Annotated in this window: 12 protein-coding genes and 1 other RNA gene; 3 read left to right on the top strand and 10 right to left on the bottom strand. The window is 28.8% G+C overall.

What is annotated here, in order from left to right; all coding sequences use genetic code 11:
* Positions 1 to 58: 58 nt before the first annotated feature.
* From I1A51_RS07420 to I1A51_RS07410, 3 genes are all read right to left on the bottom strand, one after another.
* Positions 59 to 2,326, bottom strand: coding sequence for an aconitate hydratase (locus I1A51_RS07420; RefSeq protein ID WP_196892596.1), 2,268 nt, complete (start codon positions 2,324 to 2,326; stop codon positions 59 to 61).
* 179 nt (positions 2,327 to 2,505) lie between these two features.
* Positions 2,506 to 2,813: RNase P RNA component class A (rnpB, locus tag I1A51_RS07415), an RNA gene on the bottom strand.
* 201 nt (positions 2,814 to 3,014) lie between these two features.
* Positions 3,015 to 4,154, bottom strand: coding sequence for a cysteine desulfurase family protein (locus I1A51_RS07410; protein WP_196892595.1), 1,140 nt, complete (start codon positions 4,152 to 4,154; stop codon positions 3,015 to 3,017).
* Between the two features lie 92 nt (positions 4,155 to 4,246).
* Here I1A51_RS07410 and I1A51_RS07405 point away from each other — a divergent pair, with 92 nt between their 5' ends.
* The 3 genes from I1A51_RS07405 to I1A51_RS07395 are packed head-to-tail and all read left to right on the top strand — an operon-like array spanning position 4,247 to position 7,160.
* Positions 4,247 to 5,194 (top strand): hypothetical protein, encoded by a 948-nt coding sequence (locus I1A51_RS07405; RefSeq protein ID WP_196892593.1) that lies wholly within the window; start codon positions 4,247 to 4,249, stop codon positions 5,192 to 5,194.
* A gap of 54 nt (positions 5,195 to 5,248) precedes the next feature.
* The gene (locus tag I1A51_RS07400) at positions 5,249 to 5,569 is read left to right on the top strand and encodes an antibiotic biosynthesis monooxygenase family protein (protein ID WP_196892591.1); all 321 of its coding nucleotides are present in this window, start codon (positions 5,249 to 5,251) and stop codon (positions 5,567 to 5,569) included.
* Positions 5,553 to 7,160: an ABC transporter substrate-binding protein gene (locus tag I1A51_RS07395; RefSeq protein WP_196892590.1), complete on the top strand. Its 1,608-nt coding sequence runs from the start codon at positions 5,553 to 5,555 to the stop codon at positions 7,158 to 7,160. Before I1A51_RS07400 ends, I1A51_RS07395 begins: the two co-directional genes overlap by 17 nt.
* Positions 7,161 to 7,207: 47 nt before the next feature.
* Here I1A51_RS07395 and I1A51_RS07390 read toward each other — a convergent pair whose 3' ends face one another.
* The 7 genes from I1A51_RS07390 to I1A51_RS07360 all read right to left on the bottom strand — a co-directional run bounded on the left by I1A51_RS07390 (position 7,208) and on the right by I1A51_RS07360 (position 13,582).
* On the bottom strand, positions 7,208 to 8,632 hold the full coding sequence (locus I1A51_RS07390) for a T9SS type A sorting domain-containing protein (RefSeq protein WP_196892588.1): 1,425 nt from the start codon (positions 8,630 to 8,632) through the stop codon (positions 7,208 to 7,210).
* Positions 8,633 to 8,934: 302 nt separating this feature from the next.
* On the bottom strand, positions 8,935 to 9,348 hold the full coding sequence (locus I1A51_RS07385; protein ID WP_196892586.1) for a hypothetical protein: 414 nt from the start codon (positions 9,346 to 9,348) through the stop codon (positions 8,935 to 8,937).
* A gap of 186 nt (positions 9,349 to 9,534) precedes the next feature.
* Positions 9,535 to 10,146, bottom strand: coding sequence for a flavin reductase family protein (locus I1A51_RS07380; protein ID WP_196893177.1), 612 nt, complete (start codon positions 10,144 to 10,146; stop codon positions 9,535 to 9,537).
* 1 nt (position 10,147) lies between these two features.
* The gene (locus tag I1A51_RS07375) at positions 10,148 to 10,831 is read right to left on the bottom strand and encodes a lycopene cyclase domain-containing protein (protein ID WP_196892585.1); all 684 of its coding nucleotides are present in this window, start codon (positions 10,829 to 10,831) and stop codon (positions 10,148 to 10,150) included.
* Complete coding sequence (locus tag I1A51_RS07370; protein WP_196892584.1) at positions 10,828 to 11,271, bottom strand: sterol desaturase family protein; 444 nt, start codon at positions 11,269 to 11,271, stop codon at positions 10,828 to 10,830. The genes I1A51_RS07375 and I1A51_RS07370 overlap by 4 nt, the downstream gene beginning before the upstream one ends.
* Positions 11,271 to 12,113, bottom strand: a complete 843-nt coding sequence (locus I1A51_RS07365; protein WP_196892583.1) for a phytoene/squalene synthase family protein — start codon at positions 12,111 to 12,113, stop codon at positions 11,271 to 11,273. The genes I1A51_RS07370 and I1A51_RS07365 overlap by 1 nt, the downstream gene beginning before the upstream one ends.
* Positions 12,110 to 13,582, bottom strand: a complete 1,473-nt coding sequence (locus tag I1A51_RS07360) for a phytoene desaturase family protein (protein WP_196892582.1) — start codon at positions 13,580 to 13,582, stop codon at positions 12,110 to 12,112. The genes I1A51_RS07365 and I1A51_RS07360 overlap by 4 nt, the downstream gene beginning before the upstream one ends.
* Between the last annotated feature and the right edge of the window lie 48 nt (positions 13,583 to 13,630).

Here is a 13,630-nt window from a genome sequence, read left to right as displayed (position 1 = left end):
ATAAAAAAGCCAGAAGATTAAATCTTCTGGCTTTTTCTATAGATAAACTCTTAAATTATTAAGCGTTATTTTGAGCTTTAATTAAATTCAATGCAGAACCTGCTTTAAACCACTCAATTTGTTGTGCATTATAAGAGTGATTTAACATGATTGTATCTTTTGATCCATCCGCATGAACAACTTCTAAAGTTAATTGTTTATTTGGCGCAAAATCTACTAAATCAACAAAGTTAAAAGTATCATCTTCTTTAATTAAATCATAATCTGCTTCATTAGCAAATGTAAGACCTAACATACCTTGTTTCTTTAAGTTTGTTTCGTGGATTCTAGCAAAAGATTTCACGATTACTGCAGCTACACCTAAATGACGTGGCTCCATTGCAGCGTGTTCTCTAGATGAACCTTCTCCATAGTTTTGATCTCCAATAACAACTGAAGGTACTCCAGCAGCTTTATATGCTCTAGCTGTTGCAGGAACTTCTCCAAACTCACCAGTTAATTGATTTTTAACTTTGTTTGTAGCTCCACCAAAAGCATTTACAGCTCCGATTAAACAGTTATTAGAAATATTATCTAAGTGACCTCTAAAACGTAACCATGGTCCAGCCATAGAAATGTGATCTGTTGTACACTTACCTTGTGCTTTAATTAATAATTTAGCTCCTGTGATATTCTCACCATTCCAAGGTTTGAAAGGAGTTAATAATTGTAAACGCTCAGAAGTTGGTGAAACACTTACCTCAACTCCAGATCCATCTTCTACTGGTGCTTGGTAACCTGGATCTTCAACGTCAAATCCTTTTGGAGGTAATTCCCATCCTGTTGGCTCGTCTAACTTAACTTCCTCACCATTTTCGTTTAAGATTGTATCTGTCATCGGATTAAAATCTAAACGACCAGAAATAGCAATTGCAGCAACCATTTCAGGAGAAGCTACGAAAGCATGTGTATTTGGGTTTCCATCAGCTCTCTTAGAGAAGTTTCTGTTGAAAGAGTGAATAATAGAGTTTTTCTCTTGTTTATCTGCTCCTTCTCTAGCCCATTGTCCAATACATGGTCCACAAGCATTTGTAAAGATTTTAGCATTTAAATCTTCAAATGTTTTAATGAATCCATCTCTTTCAATAGTATATCTTACTTGTTCAGAACCTGGATTAATTCCAAATTCAGCTTTAGTTTTTAAGTTTTTCTCTACTGCTTGTTTTGCAATAGAAGCAGCTCTAGAAATATCTTCGTAAGAAGAGTTTGTACAAGAACCAATTAATCCCCATTCTACAGCTAATGGCCATTCATTATCAACAGCAACATTTTTCATTTCTGAAACTGGAGTAGCTCTATCTGGAGTAAAAGGTCCGTTGATATGTGGCTCTAAAGTATCTAAGTTAATTTCAATAACTTGATCAAAATACTTTTCTGGTTCTGCATAAACTTCATCATCTCCTGTTAAATAAGAAGCGATTTCATTTGCAGCATCAGCAACACCATCACGTCCTGTAGCACGTAAATAACGCTCCATAGACTCATCATATCCGAAAGTTGAAGTTGTAGCTCCAACCTCAGCTCCCATGTTACAAATTGTTCCTTTTCCAGTACAAGAAAGTGATTTAGCTCCTTCACCAAAATATTCGATGATTGCTCCTGTTCCTCCTTTTACAGTTAAAATTCCAGCAACTTTTAAGATAATATCTTTAGGTGCAGTCCACCCGTTTAATTTTCCTGTTAATTTAACACCAATTAACTTAGGGAATTTAAGCTCCCAAGGCATTCCAGCCATTACGTCAACAGCATCAGCTCCACCAACACCAATTGCAACCATTCCTAATCCTCCAGCATTTACAGTGTGAGAATCTGTTCCAATCATCATTCCTCCTGGGAATGCATAGTTTTCTAAAACTACTTGGTGAATAATTCCAGCTCCTGGCTTCCAGAATCCAATTCCATATTTGTTTGATACAGAAGATAAAAAGTCAAATACTTCGTGACTAGTGTGTTTTGCATTTTCTAAATCTTGCTTTGCTCCTACTTTCGCTTGAATTAAGTGATCACAGTGAACAGTCGTTGGAACTGCAACTTTTTCTTTACCAGCTTGCATAAACTGTAATAAAGCCATTTGTGCAGTTGCATCTTGACAAGCAATTCTATCTGGCGCAAAGTCTACATAGTCTGTTCCTCTTTTAAAAGCAGCTGAAGCTTTTCCATCCCAAAGGTGATTATACAAAATTTTCTCAGCAAGAGTTAATGGTCTACCTACAACCTCACGAGCAGCATCTACTCTCTCGGCCATCCTAGCATAGACACCCTTTATCATTTCAATATCAAATGCCATAATAAATTGTTTTAGTTTTTCAGTTATAAAACGCGAAGTTACGAAATATTGGTGATTTTTAAAAGATTCTTAGCGAAAGGTTAATTTCTTTAGTTTATTTTTAACTAAACTAATTTTTTTAAAATTGAATTTTGCATATTAACAAAAAAAAATGTGTTTTTTTATCAAAAACACATTTAAAATTACGTAAATCTATAAGCTGGATTCTGTAATTAGAAGGAATTCTAATTTCTCATCATTTATCTAGGCTATTAATTACTCAATAGCTCCATCTGCCTACCCCTTGAAATCGGACGGACAATCCTCAATCTTCAATGTACATGGCATTGCACCGCATAGAGTTTACCTGATTTCACTACAGCCGAACTGTACATTCTTTCTGTTGCACTGGTCCTCAACTTTCGTTGGACGGATGTTATCCGCTATGCTTGTCCTAAGGTGTCCAGACTTTCCTCTTCAAAATTGAAGCGATAAGACGATTCACATTTTCTGCAAATGTACACTTTTCTAGCTAATATATTTTATGGATTTCGTTAATATTTAAGCTTATATTTCTATCTATTTATATTTCAATATATAAACTTTTATTTTCTCAAATTAATTAATCAAGTTGTTTAAAAATATAGTAACGAATTTCATTATTTTGTTTTTTTAAAAATTTAAAATCTACAAAATTTATTTAATTCATTTACTTTACAATTCCTTTTAAAATCTCTAAAACTTTATCAATTTCTTCTTTTGTATTGTATTTACTAAACGAAAAACGAACAGAAGTTTTCTTTTGTTCTGACTTAGGTAAAATTGTATTCAGCACATGTGAACCTTTATTACTTCCACTTTGACAAGCACTTCCACCTGAAACTGCAACACCTTTTAAATCCAAACTAAAAAGAAACATCGGATCTTCAATTGGAAAACGAACACTTACTGTAATATAACTACTTTTCTCGAGGTTTTCAGAATTTCCATTAAAAGAAATATTATCGAAATTTTGCTTTAAATTTTGAATAAAATACTTTTTTAAATCTAAAACATATTTTTGTTCTTCTTCTAAATGATTGTATGCAACTTCCAAAGCTTTCCCCATTCCAATAATACTATGTACATTTTCCGTTCCTGCTCTTGCTCCTTTTTCTTGTTCACCACCAATTAACATAGGTTTTACGCCAAATCCTTTTTTGAAATAAGCAAAACCAACGCCTTTTGGACCATGAAATTTATGTGCAGAAGCGACGATAAAATCAATTGGAGTTTCTTGTAAATCTAGTTCATAATGACCAATTGCTTGTACAGTATCCGAATGAAATAATGCATCATTCGCTTTACATAAATCAGAAATTTTTTTTGCTGGCAAAATATTTCCTAACTCATTATTAATGTACATTAAAGTAACCAACACGTTTTCATTTTCAGAAAGTAATTGTTCTAAATGTTTTAAATCTACATCACCGTTTTCATCAACATTAACATACAATAAATTAATTCCAAATTCTTTTTCTAATTCTTTTGCAGTATTTAATACAGCATGATGTTCTATCTTACTTGAAATTATAGTTTTTACACCAAGATTTACAACTGCATTTCGTAAAATTAAATTATCTGCTTCACTTCCTCCTGCTGTAAAAATAATTTCACTTGATGATACATTTAAATATTTCGCAATTTGCTTTCGAACCTTTTCAACTAATGACTTTGCCTTTCTACCAGCACCGTGACTTGAAGAAGGGTTTCCATAAATAGTTTGCATCGATTCAAAGATAACTTCTGCAACTTCCTTGTCTATAGGTGTAGTAGCAGCATTATCGAAATATATTAAGTTTGCGCTCATTTTTTATTTTATTAATTTCTGTGCAAAAATAGAAAAAACCCTAGACAACTTCATTTAAAGTGTGTACATTTGTTTTGAATAAAGAAAAAAATATGAGAAAATATCTTTTACTATTTGGACTTGGTTTTTTGGCTATATCTTGTGATGACGGTGATTTTGATGAACCAAGCTTTGATTTTACAGAAACGATAAATTATTGTAATGATGGTGATAATTTATTTGTTCTCCATAAAGAAAACACAAGCAAATTTGAGTCTTTAATTTTAACACTTACAGATAATCAGATAAGAAGTAGTGTTGCTGATGTAACTCCTGTTCAAATTTCAGAATCTGGGACAATTACTTCAAATTATAGACTTTTTAATAGTGCTGTTAGTAATGATTATTTTTGTTCAAATGTTCCGCCAATTAGCCCAGGAACTGACAGAAATTGGATTGGTGTTGATGGTATTGTAAATGTTGTAAATACCGCTGTTGTTTCTGAAGACGACCCAACTGATACAATCGCTTTTAATCATAATATTTCTATTAGTAATTATACTTTAGAAAGTAATGGAGAAACATTACAATTTGAAAATTATTTCTACGGACAATTTTCAACTTCATATTCTAGTGATTATATTCCTTCTTTATTTAATTTCACAGATGTTATAAGTGTTTGTAATCAATATACTGTTCATCGTGTAAATGCTGTTGAAAATGAAGCAATGGCAATCACGATTAATCCTTCTATTTTACCAACAACTGCTGGAAATGTAGAAATTGATATTCAAAACAATAATGATATTGATGTAAACTACAGACTTTTTGCAACTGCTGTAGATTCTGAAGAATATTTTTGTGCTGGAATTCCTCCAACAAGTCCAGAAATCGTAAAAAATTGGAATGGAACTGCTGGAAAAATTACAATTGAAACAACTGTAAATGGAAGTACTTTAACACATAATTTAATTATCACAGAATTAACTTTTAATGGTAATCCAGATGCGTGGCCTTTTGATACAAATTACACTTTTGGAAGTATTGAACGTAACTTATAAAACATAATTCTCAAAACTACATTCTTTTGTGGTTTTGAGTTTTTTTCTTCTCTTATGACTCAAAATAAAGATTATACAGATTGCTATGCAGTAATTTTCACTTCTAAAAGAACAAATTTTGATGAAGAAGGTTATCAAAAAATGGCAAATGAAATTGAAAATTTAATTCAACATCAAAAAGGTTTCTTAGGAATGGATTTTGGTAAAGACTCACTTCGAATTACAATTTCATATTGGGAAACTTTGGAAGATATTAAAGCTTGGAGAGAAAATGAAATTCATCAAAAAGCAATTAAAAATGGTCAAAAAAAATGGTATGAATTTTACAGTATAAAAGTATGTAAAATTGAAAAATCTTATGATTGGGAACGCTAAAATTATTATTCTTTTCTTAATTACAATTATTCTTTTTTCTTGTGATTCAAAAAAACAACAAGAAAAAATTAATTCTGTTTTTAGATATAATGAACATTCAAATATTTCTTCATTAGACCCAGCTTTTGCAAAAAATAATGCTAATATCTGGGCAACAAATCAACTTTTCAATGGTTTAGTGCAACTCGATGAAAAATTACATATTCAACCTGATATTGCTAAATCATGGAAAATTTCTGAAAATGGATTGGAATATAAATTTATTTTACGAAATGATGTTTTCTTTCATAAAAATCATTTATTTGGAAAAGATAGTACAAGAACTGTAAAAGCTTCTGATTTTATCTATAGTTTTAATCGTTTAACTTCTGAAAAAGTTGCTTCTCCAGGAAGATGGGTAATGCAAAATGTTTCTCATTATCAAGCGGAGAATGATTCGATTTTTATTATTAAATTAAAACAACCTTTCCCTCCTTTTCTTGGTTTATTATCTATGAAATATTGTTCAGTTGTTCCAAAAGAAATTGTGGACAATAAAGAACATTCTTTTAGAGATCATCCTGTTGGAACTGGTCCTTTTTATTTTAAACTTTGGGTAGAAAACACCAAATTGGTTTTTAGAAAAAATGAAAATTATCATGAAACAAATCAAAACGGAGAAAAACTACCTCATCTAGAAGCTGTAGCAATCACTTTTTTACCAGATAAACAAAGTGAATTTTTACAATTTGTTCAAGAAAATATTGATTTTCTTTCTGGAATTGCTCCTTCTTATAAAGATGAACTTTTAACGGAAACAGGAACTTTACAAAATCATTATACAAAGAAAATAAACATGCAAAAAAGTCCTTATTTAAACACAGAATATTTAGGGATTTATTTAGATGTTCCAAATGTAAAACCAACACATTCTCTATTAATTCGTAAAGCTTTAAATTTTGGTTTTGATAGAAAAAGAATGCTAAAGTATTTAAGAAATAATATTGGAACTCCTGCTACCAATGGTATTATTCCAAAAGGTTTACCTTCTTATCAAAATAAAAATTATGTGTATTATGATAAAGAAAAAGCTTTAGAATATGTAAAAGAGTTTAAAAAACTGACAGGAATTAGTCAACCTAAAATTACAATTTCAACCAATAGTCAATATTTAGATTTATGTGAATTTATTCAAAGAGAAATTCAAAAAATTGGAATTGACGTTGCTGTGGATGTAATTCCACCTTCAGCTTTGAGACAAGGAAAAGCAAATGGAAAATTAGAAATTTTCAGAGCGAGTTGGGTTGCAGATTATCCAGATGCGGAAAATTATCTTTCTCTTTTTTATGGTGAAAATTTTGCTCCAAATGGACCAAATTATACACATTATAAAAATGAAAAATTCGATGAATTATATAGAAAAGCAATTTCTACTGTAGACAATGAAATTCGTTATAAATTATATCGTGAAATGGATAGTTTAGCAATGCAAGATGCACCAATTATTCCTTTATATTATGATGAAGTGATTCGTTTTACCCAGAAAAATGTACAAGGTTTAGGAATTAATCCTATTAATTTATTAATTCTTAAAAATGTAAAAAAACAATAAAAAAATCCGTTTATTTCTAAACGGATTTTTAACCACTACTTTCTCCATCATTGGACAACTATTTTCTTTACAGTTTGTCTTTTATCTGAAGATATTTTCAAAGAATAAATTCCAGATTTTATATTTCCTAAATTTAATTGTAATTCCTTTTTTCTTAAAGTATATTCTTTTCTAAAGACTCTTTTTCCATAAATATCTATTATTTCGATTTCGTTTATTAATTCTTGACCTGAAATAAACATTACATCTTCAATAGGATTAGGAAAAATACTAATATTTTTTGCAATTTTCTCTTCTTTTTCTAAAAATTTCTTTAATTCTTCCTTAAAAGGAGTTTCAATGTCTAAGTAGTGTTCTTGGTTTACTCCATTCATTCCATTGGTATTAGTTAATGGAGAAATACAAAAGTCTTGATCTAGAAAAATAATTCCATTATCAAATGAAAAATGAACTTGTAAAACTTGTGGTGTAATATGGTATTGTTCCATGTTTGAAAAAACTGGACGAACTAAATAAGTTCCTTCTGTTGGAAATAAAATTTCATAATTTGTTTTGTCAGAAGAAATTAATGAAGTTTCTCCATTTTGAGCAAAAATTTGGAAATTAATATCTTGTTGCATAAACTCATTTTCTTCACATCCATCATTATCTGCATCAAAATAAATATTACCATTTAATGCATAAATATCTCGGATATTTTTAAAGTCACAAAATGAATTCACTTGGCAATTTGGATATAAATCCAATATCATATTTTCATAGTGTGAAATATACTCTTCATTTGTACAAACGTAAGAAAGATTTGTATTTTGCACATTTAAAAATTGTAAAGGATTTTCATTGTTGATATAGATATAATCTAAAGGATTACTGCTTAAATCAACCATAATTAAATCTGAATTTCTTTCTAAATCAATATTTTTAAACTGATTATTTTTTAAGTGTAACCAAAGTAATTCATCATTTGAAGCAACATCAATATCTTGAAAATTATTTCCATTTAAATTCAATGAAATTAAATTTGGATTTTGTGTAGTATTTATAGATTGTAAATTATTATTTTTTAATATTAATCCAACTAAATTTTGATTTTGAGTTACATCTAAGTTAGATAAATTATTATCTGAAATATTTAATGACTCTAAAGTCTGATTATTCGAAACATTTATCGCTGTTAGAAAATTTCCAGAAAGATTTAAATATTTTACACTTGAAAAAAAATGAATTTCATTAAAAGAAGTAATTCCTAAGTTTTTTAAAGATAAATAAGTAATTGAACTTGCCTCTTGAATTGAAATTTCGCCATCGTTATTTAAATCAGCATCTGAATCTAAAATACTATCATTATTTGAATCAATACAATCTGTATTTAATAAGCCTTGTTTTAGATTATAATCTAAAAAAGTAATATTTTGAGCTGATAAAAAATTTGCACATAAAATCGTTAGTAATAGTAAAAATTTTCTTTTCATTTTTTAGTTTTTTTAGTAGTAATATTTTTCGCAAACAGAAAAGCTTTTTTTCCAAAATTTATTTCTCCAAAAATCTATTTCTTAACTTTTCTGATAAGGCAAATGTATCATTACAAACCAATTAAACCATACTTAGTTTTAGAAAAACCTAAAAAACCACTAGGAAAATACCTAATTACCGTTAAACTTTTTTAACCAAAAAAGAGTGATTTTTCAAAAATTTGGTCAAAATAGTATCAAAAAAAACAGATTTAAAGTTTTCACCTCCAAATCTGTTTAAATTAAAACTGTACTTTTATTTATTATTTCATTTTATATCTTCTTAATCTTCCATCATAATAAAAGATAATATAAAGTGCGTCATTTACCAAAACTCCATCTGCATGAAAATAACCATCTTCACTTTCAAAATGATATTGTCCATCTTCATTTTTCCCCCATTTTAAAATTGCTGTATAATTAATACATTCTCCACTTTCATTTTTTAAATAACGGTTTACAATGCACGATTTATCTTCCTTAATTTCCATTGAATATTGCCAATTACAATCATCTAAAGCAATCAATTCTCCATCATCAATTTGTGTAACAACTGTCCATGTTTTCGTAATTGGTGTTTCTGGAATTAAATCCAAAGAAGCAATTGTCGAATCATCATCATTACTACAAGCTAAAAGCAAAAAAAACGTAAAAAATAATACTGAAAATTTTCTCATATCTATTAATTTTAAATCATTTTTGGTTTGGTAGAGAGATAAGAGAATATTTTAATTAAAATAATTTTATAACATTTAAGTTACAAATATTAATTGAAAAGTAAAACAACAAAAAAAGTTATTCGACATAACATCGAATAACTTATAAATATCAAAGATTGCAAAGTGAAAGTCCTTGAGTGTTTTTTATTTTGGTCTTTGATAAGCTAATTGTAATTTTTTCTCTGGAAAAACATATGTATCCAATCCATTTATTGCTGGAATTTTTCCTTGAATTAAATCGACAACACCATCTTTTTGAATCATGTTATCTTCAATATATAAATCCGTGATTTCACCTAAAACTAAAATAGTATCGTTTGCTTTAATATAATATTCCTCCAAATATTTCATTCCAATTTTTACAGGAGAATCTTTTACAAAAGGCGCATAAAAATTACCTAAATATTCTTCTTCAAGATTCGTTTTTTCAAATTCAGAAATTTCTTTTGAATATTTTGCAGAAGTATGATGTGCATCTAAAACAATTGATTGAAAAATATGATTTATAGTATAAAATCCAGTTTCTTTTATGTTTTCATACGTATTTCTTGGAACAGAAGTCGGACGAAGAACAAATCCTAAAATTGGTGGATTTGATCCATAATGTGTTACAGAACTAAAAACAGCAACATTTGGAATTCCATCTTTTGATTTTGTTCCTATCAAATTTGCCGATTTAAAACCTGAAACACTATTGATTAAATTAATTTTGTATAAATGTCCTAACGAATCGATATCTTTTCTTGAGAAATACATATTATCTGGTTTTAAGTTTTTCAAAAATTAAAATATTTAAAAACAACATGCTAAATGCATATGCAATATCTTCCACTGGAATCGTAAAAAGTCGAATTCCAAGATTTTCTTCATTATTATACCAAACAACAGGAGCTTCTATAAAACTTCCTGTCAAAATTCCATTTACAATAAAAAACGGAATCAAAATAAGTAGAAATGCGATAAAGAATCTCTGTAAAATTTTGATTCCGAACAACAAACCGAGTAAAATTGTAATTAAAAAAACTGAAAAGTCAATTAATGTATAAGCTTTTTGAAACTTAGAAACAATTAAATAGACACTTAAAAAGCTGAGAATAACAGAAATAAATTTTACCCAGAATATCGATAATATAAGTTTTGGTTTGAAATGTTTTAATGCATAATGAATAAAAATACTTGCATATGGAATACATAAAAAGAACAACCATTCTTCAATTGGCATTTTTAGAATTTTAAAACCTAAATAATAATCAGGATTAAAACCCCAAATTCCTTTTGCTGTAAAGATTGCATCCCAAATCAAAAATAAAATCGCAACAATTGTCGACGAAAGAAGAATTTTCTTCCAATATTTGATAAAATACATTTTCTTTTCAAAGGAATAAATCAGAGGAATACTAATCGAACCAAGATTTAAAGCCAAATACAACCAATGTGTCATTTTTTAAAATATTTAAAAGGAACATATAACATTCCAAAACATTCTCCATCAATTTTTCCTAAATGTTTATGATGAATCTTATGCGCTTTTCGCAATCCTCTTAAATATCTATTTTTTGTTCGTTTAAACCATTTGAAACGCTGGTGAATTAACACATCATGAATTAGAAAATAAGCAATTCCATATAACAAAATTCCTAATCCAATGAAAAATTTATAATTTAAAACAGGTTCTAAACCGAAATAAAACAACAAAATACTTGGAACTGCAAAAATGATAAAAAACGCATCATTTTTTTCGAAAACATGTGGATATCCTGGCTGATGATGATCTTCATGCAAATACCATAAAAATCCGTGCATCACAAATTTGTGTGTACACCAAGTAATTCCTTCCATGATTCCAAATGTTACTACTGTAATTACGATAAATAATACCATCAGATTAAGTTTAATTTATATTTAATATAAGATCTTGCGAGTAAATTAATCTTTGTCGGATTTGAAATTCGAATTCGAGTTTCAATAATTTTTGACGAAGGTGTATTTTTAATTTTCTTCAATAATTTTCTATAATAACGATACGCCATATAAACTCCAAACTTCGCTTCTATCGGAAGTTTTACAATTCCTTCGTGATAAGCATAATCAAAATCGGCTTCAATATCTTCAATAATTTCTTGTTTCACTTTTGCATCCAATGCTTTTAAATTCACATTTGGAAAATATGAACGGTTTAAAATTTCTGCGTCTTGTTTTAAATCTCTAAGAAAATTTACTTTTTGAAAAGCAGAACCAAGTCGCATTGCTGGCTCTTTTAATTCTTCATATTTTTCTTGATTTCCATTTACAAAAACTTTTAAACACATTAACCCTACAACATCTGCTGATCCATAAATATAGGATTCATAATCTTCTTCTGTCGTAAAATTTACTTCTTGTAAATCCGCTCTCATACTTTTCATAAAAGCAGTAACCATTTCTTCCTCAATATTATATTTTTCAACTGTTTCTTGAAACGAATTTAAAATTGGATTTAAACTTATTTTGTGTTCTTTCGCCAAATGATAATCTCGTTCAAATTTATCTAAGAGAAATTCCTTATCATAATCATGGAAACTATCTACAATTTCATCTGCAAAACGGACAAAACCATAAATATTATAAATCGCAGAACGTATTTTTGGGGATAACATACGAACAGCCAGAGAAAAAGAAGTACTATATTTTTTGGTTACTAATTTGCTTGTAGCAAAAGAAACCTCATCGAATAGAATTTTCATAATTTAGTTATCGTCTTTTGAATTAATTCAGCAACAATTTTCCCAGAAATTAATGCTGGGGGAACTCCAGGACCAGGAACTGTCAATTGTCCAGTAAAAAACAAACCATTCACCTTTTTACTTTTAATTTTTGGACGTAAAAAAGCTGTTTGCGTCAAGATATTTGCCAGTCCATAAGCATTTCCTTTATAAGAATTGTAATCTTTTATAAAGTCGTTTACACAAAAACTTTCTTTGAAAATAATATGATTTCGTAGTTTTTGATTTGTTCTTTTTTCTAATCTTAATAAAATAATATTAAAATATTTTTCTCTTAGCTCTTCCGAATCTTCAATTCCTGGTGCTAAAGGAATTAAAAATGTCCCTGCTTCCATGCCTTTTGGAGCAAAAGCATCTTCTGTTATACTTGGAAAACTTGCATAAAAAAGAGGATTCTTTGGCCAAGATGGATTATCATAAATTGTTTCCGCATGTTGATCAAAATTAGCATCAAAAAATAAGGTGTGATGTGAAACATTTTCTAATTTTTTATCAAAACCAACATAAAAAAGTAAGGAAGAAGGCGCAAAAATTCTATTTGCCCAATATTTTTCTGAATATTGACGGAATTTTGATTCTAATAAAGTTTCTGTATGATGATAATCAGCTCCACTTAAAACAAGATTTGTTTTTAAAATTTCGTCATTTACTTTAATTCCAACCACATTTTTAGAATTATCTACAAGAATTTGCGAAACTTCAGAATTTGCATGAAACTTTACACCAAAACTTTCTGCTAAAGAAATCATTCCATTAATTACTTCAAACATACCTCCTTTCGGATGCCAAGTTCCTAAACCAAAATCAGCATAATTCATAAAGCTGTAAAAAGCTGGAGTATTACTTGGTTTTGCTCCAAGAAATAAAACTGGAAACTCTAAAATTTGAAGTAATTTTTCACTTTTAATATTCTTTCGAACTCGTTTTCTAATTGTAGAAAAAAATTGTGTGACTTGGGGAATTGTTTTCGTATTAACCAATTCTAACGGAGAAATTCCAGGTTTGTAAACTAAATCTTTTATTGCAGTATCATAATTTCGTTTTGCTTCTTGAATAAAGTCTTTTAGATATTTTGAACTTCCTTTTTCTTCTGTTTCAAAAAAATCATAAATCTCCTCCAAGTTAGCAGAAATTGAGCACGAATCTTCTTTATCAAAATAGACTTGATAACCTGGGTTTAATTTCTCTAAAGAATAAAAATCCGATGGTTTCACATTAAAATCAGAAAAAAATCTTTCAAACACATCTGGCATCCAATACCAAGTTGGTCCCATGTCAAAAGTAAATCCATCTTTTTTCAATTGTCTAGCTCTTCCACCTAATGTGTTGTTTTTCTCTAAAATATGAACATCAAATCCTGCTTTAGCCAAATAACACGAAGCAGCTAAAGAAGAAAAACCCGAACCTAATATGTATATCTTTCTTTTCATTTTGTTTAACAAAACTACAAAAAAGTTAAACAAAACAAAGAAGGAAAA

It is taken from the genome of Aureivirga marina (assembly GCF_015767265.1).
GTDB lineage: Bacteria > Bacteroidota > Bacteroidia > Flavobacteriales > Flavobacteriaceae > Aureivirga > Aureivirga marina.
Note: the sequence above shows the minus strand (reverse complement) of the source record. Positions and strands in the feature narration are given on the sequence as shown.

Bases quoted from the DNA above. Each gene is read 5' to 3' on its own strand.
- I1A51_RS07420 (WP_196892596.1), bottom strand. From the start codon at position 2,326: ATGGCATTTGATATTGAAATGATAAAGGGTGTCTATGCTAGGATGGCC.
- I1A51_RS07410 (WP_196892595.1), bottom strand. From the start codon at position 4,154: ATGAGCGCAAACTTAATATATTTCGATAATGCTGCTACTACACCTATA.
- I1A51_RS07405 (WP_196892593.1), top strand. From the start codon at position 4,247: ATGAGAAAATATCTTTTACTATTTGGACTTGGTTTTTTGGCTATATCT.
- I1A51_RS07400 (WP_196892591.1), top strand. From the start codon at position 5,249: ATGACTCAAAATAAAGATTATACAGATTGCTATGCAGTAATTTTCACT.
- I1A51_RS07395 (WP_196892590.1), top strand. From the start codon at position 5,553: ATGATTGGGAACGCTAAAATTATTATTCTTTTCTTAATTACAATTATT.
- I1A51_RS07390 (WP_196892588.1), bottom strand. From the start codon at position 8,632: ATGAAAAGAAAATTTTTACTATTACTAACGATTTTATGTGCAAATTTT.
- I1A51_RS07385 (WP_196892586.1), bottom strand. From the start codon at position 9,348: ATGAGAAAATTTTCAGTATTATTTTTTACGTTTTTTTTGCTTTTAGCT.
- I1A51_RS07380 (WP_196893177.1), bottom strand. From the start codon at position 10,146: ATGTATTTCTCAAGAAAAGATATCGATTCGTTAGGACATTTATACAAA.
- I1A51_RS07375 (WP_196892585.1), bottom strand. From the start codon at position 10,831: ATGACACATTGGTTGTATTTGGCTTTAAATCTTGGTTCGATTAGTATT.
- I1A51_RS07370 (WP_196892584.1), bottom strand. From the start codon at position 11,271: ATGGTATTATTTATCGTAATTACAGTAGTAACATTTGGAATCATGGAA.
- I1A51_RS07365 (WP_196892583.1), bottom strand. From the start codon at position 12,113: ATGAAAATTCTATTCGATGAGGTTTCTTTTGCTACAAGCAAATTAGTA.
- I1A51_RS07360 (WP_196892582.1), bottom strand. From the start codon at position 13,582: ATGAAAAGAAAGATATACATATTAGGTTCGGGTTTTTCTTCTTTAGCT.